This is a genomic window from Capnocytophaga sp. G2 (genome assembly GCF_035282625.1).
GTDB lineage: Bacteria > Bacteroidota > Bacteroidia > Flavobacteriales > Flavobacteriaceae > Capnocytophaga.
On the sequence record NZ_JAYKBU010000020.1, the window covers coordinates 39832 to 47378 of the forward strand.

A 7547-nucleotide genomic window follows, 5' to 3' on the forward strand; every position below is an offset into this window, starting at 1 on the left:
AAAATTGCTATAAAATATTATACAAATAACATGCCAATATTTTGCTTATTATCTTAAAAAATATTTATCTTTGTCCCTAAAAATGATAATATGTTAAAATATTTGTATATCCTTCTATTTTCATTGCTTCTTTTGGGGTGCAGGCGAAGGGATTCCAAAGCAATAGTGAAGGAGATTTCCAATAGAGAGGTTAATGAATCCTATCAAGCAGTATCTTTGCAAGATACAACGGCGGCGTCTCTTAAGAAGGTAACTATCAAGGATCACATCTATAGACCTGTAATAGAGCGAGAACTTGTGGACTTTTATAAAAAATATGATTATAGAACTCGTTGGTTATATCAGAATAAACCATCTGCTCTTTTTACTTCTTATATAAAGGTTCTTGATGAATTTGTAGATTATGGATTTTTTCCGGAGAATTATCATAAAGAAAGACTCGCTCATCAAGTAGATTCTCTGTATAAGTATTCTTATTCTTCAGAGCAATTAGAAGGTTTAGATAGAGAAATTACAGCTTCTTTTTTACTTTTTACTAATCATTTGACAAGAGGACGTATTCCTAAGGTAGGAGATGAAAAGCGTATTTGGAGGCGTAATCGCCCTTATTTGGATAATGTAGAGCTCCTTTTAAAGCTTAAGGATGATGATAATCTTTCCTTAATTATAGATGCTCTTCAACCGCAGCAATCTTTTTATAAAGCAATGGCACAGAAATATAGAGAATTAGAAAAAGATACGGCTATTACTTATCCTCTTTTTTCTATTACAGATTTGAAGAGTTATGGCATAGGTTATGCCGATAGCACAATTCTGGCCCTGCGAGCTCATTTGGAGTATAAAGGTTATAAATCTCCTGTACAAGGTGAACCTCAACAGGTAGATTCCTTACTTATAGAAGCAGTTAAAGAATTTCAAAGGAGTATAGGGATTCCTGCAGATGGAATACCTGGTGCATTAACTATGAATTATTTGCAGATGAACATTAAGCAGAAACGTGATTTGTTACTCCTGAATATGGAGCGCTTACGTTGGCAAAATAAAGATTTAGGAGAGGATTATATATTGGTGAATATTCCTGAGTATTGCCTACGCCTATTTCATAAGGATTCTTTAATGTTTGAAACTAGGGTAGTGGTAGGTAATCCTAAAACGCCTACCCCTATTTTCTCTGACAGTCTTAGGTATATAGAGTTTCGTCCCACTTGGTCGGTACCACAGAGTATTGTACGTAAGGAAATGATACCTAATATTATAAGTAGTGGAGATTCACTTAAATATGCTAAGCGTGGATATAAACTTTATGAGAATAATAGGGAGATAGATCCCACTCAAGTTAATTGGAAGGATGATCAGCTACATAAACGTATTTTCTATTTTGTAGAAGATCCTTCCGAACGTAATTCCTTAGGTTTGGTGAAGTTTGTCCTTTATAATGATATGAGTATCTACCTGCATGATACCCCTTCCAAGCGACTTTTTGGAAATACACAGCGTACCTATAGTCATGGCTGTATTCGTGTAGAATATCCTGATCAATTTGCTACTTATCTACTCAAATCCTCTGAAGATTGGGATGAACAGAAGGTCAGAGAGGCAATGGATACAGGGAAAAACCAGTACAGAGTGCATCCCAAGAAGCACTTTGTGATAGATATATCCTATCTTACTGCTTGGGTAGATAAGAAGGGGAATCTTATTATCCGTAATGATCCTTATCAGTTTGACAAAGAACAACTTAAGGTACTTAATCACTATAAAACTATGTAACTGTTCTCTCAGTTGAGCGTGGCGGAGAATACTTCTAAGAAATGGTGGATAATATGCTCCTTAACATCTTCTAAAGAAACAGAATGTCCAAGTTCTGCTTCAAGAGAGGTAACTGCTTTGTCGGCAATTCCACAAGGGACAATATAATTAAAGTAAGATAAATCTGTATTTACATTCAGGGCAAAACCATGCATGGTAACCCAGCGAGAAGCTCTTACACCCATTGCACATATTTTGCGAGCTAAAGGAGTACCTACATCTATCCAGACTCCCGTTTCTCCCTTGCTACGTTCCCCTTTGAGTCCATAGTCTGCAAGGGTAAGGATGATTACTTCTTCTAAATAGCGTAGGTATTGGTGGATATCAGGGAAAAAATTATCTAAGTCTAAGATAGGATAACCAACCACCTGTCCCAGCCCATGATAGGTGATGTCCCCTCCACGGTTTACCTTATAGAAAGAGATATGTTTCTGTTTTAGGAAATCCTCACTCATGAGCAAGTGCTCCATTATTCCACTTTTTCCTAAGGTAAGTACATGGGGATGTTCTACGAAAATCAGATAGTTAGGGGTAGGGATAGGTATGGGGAGGTTTCTATTGGTCATTTTCTGAGTAATAATGGATTGGAATAACTCCTCTTGAGCCTCCCAAGCTTCCTTATAATCTTTTAATCCCCAGTCTATTAGAGTAATTTTCTTATTCATAACATCTATTGTGATAAAGAATTGCAAAAGTACATAAAAATAGGAAATCTTCCTAACTAAAAAGGTATAATCCTGTTTCTTGGCTATCGTTAATTTGCAAAGTATTATATAGTGAGGCTTTTTTAAGAAGAAAATACCTGTAGATAATTTTACTACTTATTATAAATAAAGTCATATCAAAATAATTATAATAGCTATGAAAAGTAGTTAGAATCTTTCTTATATTTATTCTTAACATTTTTTCCATTAGTGTATGAAATAATACAGTTCATGAAAAAAAAAGAAAATTATTTTTTTTAATTGAATTTTTTTAATACTTTTACTTTTGTATATACTTATATAAAATAAAGATATTTTAAGAAAAAAATTCTTTTTTATTTTTTTATAAATCAGTTGTTTAACATAATATATTAGAATCTTTACCGTAACGAATACCATAATCATTATGAAAAAGTATTTATATCTTTTAGTGGCTCTTTGTTGTTTCTTTTTAACTGATAACATGAGAGGGCAGGTGGCAGATACTCCTATAAAATTGCGATGGGATAATAATGGACAGGCTATCAAAGGAGATTTTATGCTTATAGGTAATTTACGTAAAGTGGGAGGAAATCTAATTAATATTTCAGATCCTTCTCATGGAAATAGACCTACGATGAATGCAAGTGCAGCAACCTTACGAATATCTTCTCCAAGTTCTTGTCTACGTGTGAAATGGGCTGGCTTATATTGGGCTGCACCTGTACAAATGGGAAATAATGATGTTAGAAAAAGACAGGTCAAATTTAAATTACCAGGTCAAAATTATTATCATAGTCTTACGGCAGATGTACACATGCAATCTAATTTTGCAAATATAGAAGATGCTTATAATTCTTTTAAGGACGTAACTTCCTTATTGCAAAGTATTGGCTCTAATTTCAATAATGGAGAATATGTTGTTGGAGATATCTATTCTGATGAATTTGATCAGGGATGGGGAGGCTGGAATTTAGTTGTAGTATATGAGGATGTAAATGCAAATACAAGTAAACGTATATACATATATGATAGTTCTCGTTGGAATTTCTTTCAGTATGCAGGAAAGCAGACACGCACAATCCCTATTACAGGATTTCAAACACCCCCTGCACCTGCTCCTATAAAAGCACGTATAGGTCTGTTCACAGGGGCTGGAAATATGGATTCTTTTGACCAATTAAAAATTAATGGGCATGTACAAGGGAATGGAACCTCAGTTCCTAATAGAAATGATGACTTTATGGATGCTTCAGTCTCCTTAAATCACTCTTTGACAGCCATGCCAAGAAATCCCATTACTCCATTGCGAACAACTTTTGTAGATATAGATGTTTTTGATATTTCTAATCCTAATAATACAGTTATTGCTAATGGAGCAACTTCTTTAAATATTGAATTTGTGGCAGAAGATGCTTATATTACTTTTGTAGTTCCCTTTTCTGTGGATGCGATAGCTCCGCATGTAGAGACTCAAAAAGAAGTACTTGGCTTGGAGGCAGGACAGTGGAAGGATTTTACTAATAAACAAGTGGCTTTTGGCGATGCGCTCAAATATCGTTTAAAATTTCGTAATATAGGAAATGACAATGTACGTGATGCTATTCTTGAGGATTTACTTCCGAAGGGGATTACTTATGAGAATTTTGAACAACCTTTGCCTTCGGGAGTAACCTTTATTTCTGCTACTCCTAATTATAATAACACAGGACGTACCATGATAAAGTTCCAGGTAGATCCATCACTTCTACAGTACTCTCCTACGGCTCCTTTTTCAGCTCCTATAGTGCTTAATGTAAAGGTAAATCCTGATTGTGCTGATCTTATTGATTTTTGTTCTAATGAGATGAAGAATCAAGCAGAAATGCTCTATCATGCTTCGTTGGACAATAAGGAGTATCGTACAGGTTCTTTTGCTAATACAGGAGGTGCTTGTGATCAGAATAGTGAAGAAGCGACTACTTTTTTTGTTAAGGATGACTCCTGTGCTTCACAACGTCTTCCTTTTTGTGGGGGTATGGTGCTTAAAGGAGGTTCCGGCTTTGTTTCATGGAAATGGACTAAGGAGGGGCAAGCAGGTGTAATTGCTACCACTGAGGATTTACCTATTTCTTCTGCTGGAGTGTATTGGGTAGAGCGTACTCCTCCTCCAGGAGGTAATCGCTGTAATAATACATTGCGTATTAAGTATGATGTATATAACCGTACAGGAGATGAACTACACCCTTTGAGAAATGCTCCTTATATTACCGAACGCGAGGTATGTAATATTGATGGTAAAGAGTATCTTGGTATTGCTGTGTGCAATGGTCAACAAATCCTCACTATTACCGATGCCTCCCTTACTGATGGACAAGTAACTTGGTATAAATATAAGATACAGCGTCCCAAACCTACTGATGGTTGCCCACCTGTTGTTTTAGGGGGGAGCATTCAATCTGATAGTCAGTGGCAACTTGTACATACAGGGAAATCCTTTACTCTTAAGGCGGTAGATATACATGCTAATGGTTCTGAATATGCCGTACGAATAGGTCATCCTAACTGTCCACTTACCTATCACTTCCGTGCTTATAAGGGAGACCTTACCTATAGTGCTACGGTAGAGAATATTATCTGTGGCATAGGAAAGATAAAAGTTGCCGGTTTGCCTAATGGAACTTATCAATGGAAACTTTCCGGTCCTGCAGGCTCTACTTCCTATACAGATTTGGCTGCAGGCACTACTCATTTTGATATTCCAGTAACCCAAGCAGGAGCTTATCAAGTATATATACGTGCTAAGGTGGCAAATTTCCAAGAGAATGTATGTGAATATATAAAGGATGTAGATGTAGCTTCTGTTACTGATGACACTGCCTTCACTGTTACCCAAGTGGAAGAAGTCAAGTGTGTAAGTAGTAATCCTGCTTCTGGGAAACTTCGTGTAGTGGTGAATTCTGATGTTACACTACCGGTAAAAGTAACTGTAACCCAGGGAACTACTATAGTGACAAGTTATGTGGTGGACAATACTACCAAACTTAATTCTGATAATATTCCTACGGTAAGGAATGTTCTCTATGCCTTACCAGCAGCTAATAATTATAAGGTGGTTGTGGAGCCTACCTATCGTACAGGCTGTTCTGTAACTCACAATAATATTACTATTGATCAAGTTCCTGAACTAAAGATAAATGCAGGGGGAGCTAAAAGTATTGCCTGTGGTCTGGAGAAAGAAATAACTATCAAAGTACAAGGAGGTAAGCTTAATCCTATTAATGGTAGGTATTCTTTTATTGTAAAGAATCAAGCAGGTACTATCACCTATGATGATGTAGAGGTGTTTGAAGGTGCAGGGGGAACCCCTGTAGTACATATTTATACTTTAAAAGTAAAGGATACTTGGGTAGGTCCTGGCTCCAAAATATATAAGGTATTTGTATATGATGAAAATAATTGTGAAGCCACCAAGGAAATCACCTATGAATATCAAGAAAAGCCTATCTTTACTCTTGATAAAGTAGTAGATGCCGTATGTAGTGCTACTTCAGGACAACTCAAGGTAAGTATTACTAATACCAATTTCCATGCTTCCGATTATACACAGGTACAGTATGTTATACGTAAGCAAAATGCTGATGGTACTTGGCCTGATTGGGATAGTCAAATACGTCAGTCAAATAATACTTTCCGTGATTTAGCAGTAGGAAAGTATCAAGCGCGGATTTATTATACTAAGGGAACTATTACCTGTCACTATCCAGAGGATTGTATTACCTATACTGTACATGGAGGAGGAACACATACTGAATGTAACCCACCTCATACAGATCCCATAGAGCAAACTATCTCTGAAGGAAATGGACCTATTCGTGCCTTTGCTGGAGTAATACAGCTTGCTTGTGAAACTCCGGCAAACTCTGCTTCTATTCGTGTAGCAAATGTAAAAGGAGGAACTACTAATTCTTATCAATATAGTATAGATAATGGTGTTACTTGGCAGCTTTCTAATACTTTTGATAATCTTACTCCTGGTCTTTATCATGTAAAAGTGCAGAATGTACCTGCTACTCCAGGAGGGCCTGTCTGTGAATGGAACAAAGATATACAGGTGATGGCTCCTATTGCTCGTCCTACGCTTAATGCAAGTATCAAATATGACTGTGACGGTATTGCTAGGGCAAATATTACCACCGATAAAGGAACGTATAGTTATAGCCTCTCTCATACACCAGGTACTCTGCCTACAGTGCCTCCATCAGGCTTTACTGCTGGTACAGTGCCTCCGGCTACCTTCCCTAACATTACCTCTTCAGGTAATCAAACTATTAGGGTGTTTTATAAGGAAACTGCTTCACCAAATCCTATAGTATTATTACAAGAAGATTTTGGTCAGGGAGTTAACAGATGTGACCCTAATGTGTATTCAGCTTATGGATGTGTACTTAATTCTGTTATACATGATGGTTATTATGTAGTTACTTCTGCTGAAAATAATCAGAATACTTTAGCAAATGGCTGTTGGACAACTCCACGTGACCATACAGGACTCCCTAATGGTCGCTATCTAGCAATGAATGTGGGAAGTATAGGATATAATAAGCCCATATATACTAAAGAAGTAGAAGATGTAGTCCCTACACAACCTATTAAGTTCAAGATGTATGTGTATAATTTATGTTTCTGTACTTCCTGTGGTGCACCTCTTTTCCAGATACGTGTGGTAGATAAGGTAACAGGAGCTAATTTGGTACCTCCTTCCTCTACCTTAGCTCCACCATTGAACGGACATGACCCAAATGCTTGGTATGAGTTCTCTGGAGAATTAGCATCTCCGGGAGTTACTTCACTTCGTATAGAAATTGTTAGTATGAGCCCTGTTATTAGTGGTAATGACCTTGCTTTAGATGATATTTATGTATATCAAGAACCTAAAGCCTGTGCTAGCAGTTATGTTGATCTTACTGTTCATGTAGAGAAGACAGAAAGCAAGAAATTCAAGATCTCATCACATCAAGAAGTAGCGCAGAGTTGTTATGGGGTGAATGATGGGAAGATGCGAGCGATAGTAGA

3 protein-coding genes are annotated in these 7547 nt (G+C 36.8%); 2 read left to right on the forward strand and 1 reads right to left on the reverse strand.

The window, feature by feature from the left end; all coding sequences use genetic code 11:
* Positions 1–90 precede the first annotated feature (90 nt).
* Complete coding sequence (locus tag VJJ03_RS10550; protein WP_323975516.1) at positions 91–1770, forward strand: L,D-transpeptidase family protein; 1680 nt, start codon at positions 91–93, stop codon at positions 1768–1770.
* Positions 1771–1778: 8 nt separating this feature from the next.
* Here VJJ03_RS10550 and lipB read toward each other — a convergent pair whose 3' ends face one another.
* Positions 1779–2474, reverse strand: coding sequence for a lipoyl(octanoyl) transferase LipB (gene lipB / locus VJJ03_RS10555; protein ID WP_009746149.1), 696 nt, complete (start codon positions 2472–2474; stop codon positions 1779–1781).
* Between the two features lie 445 nt (positions 2475–2919).
* Here lipB and VJJ03_RS10560 point away from each other — a divergent pair.
* Positions 2920–7547, forward strand: a 4628-nt coding sequence (locus VJJ03_RS10560; RefSeq protein ID WP_323975517.1) for a hypothetical protein, incomplete at its 3' end; no start/stop codon positions are given.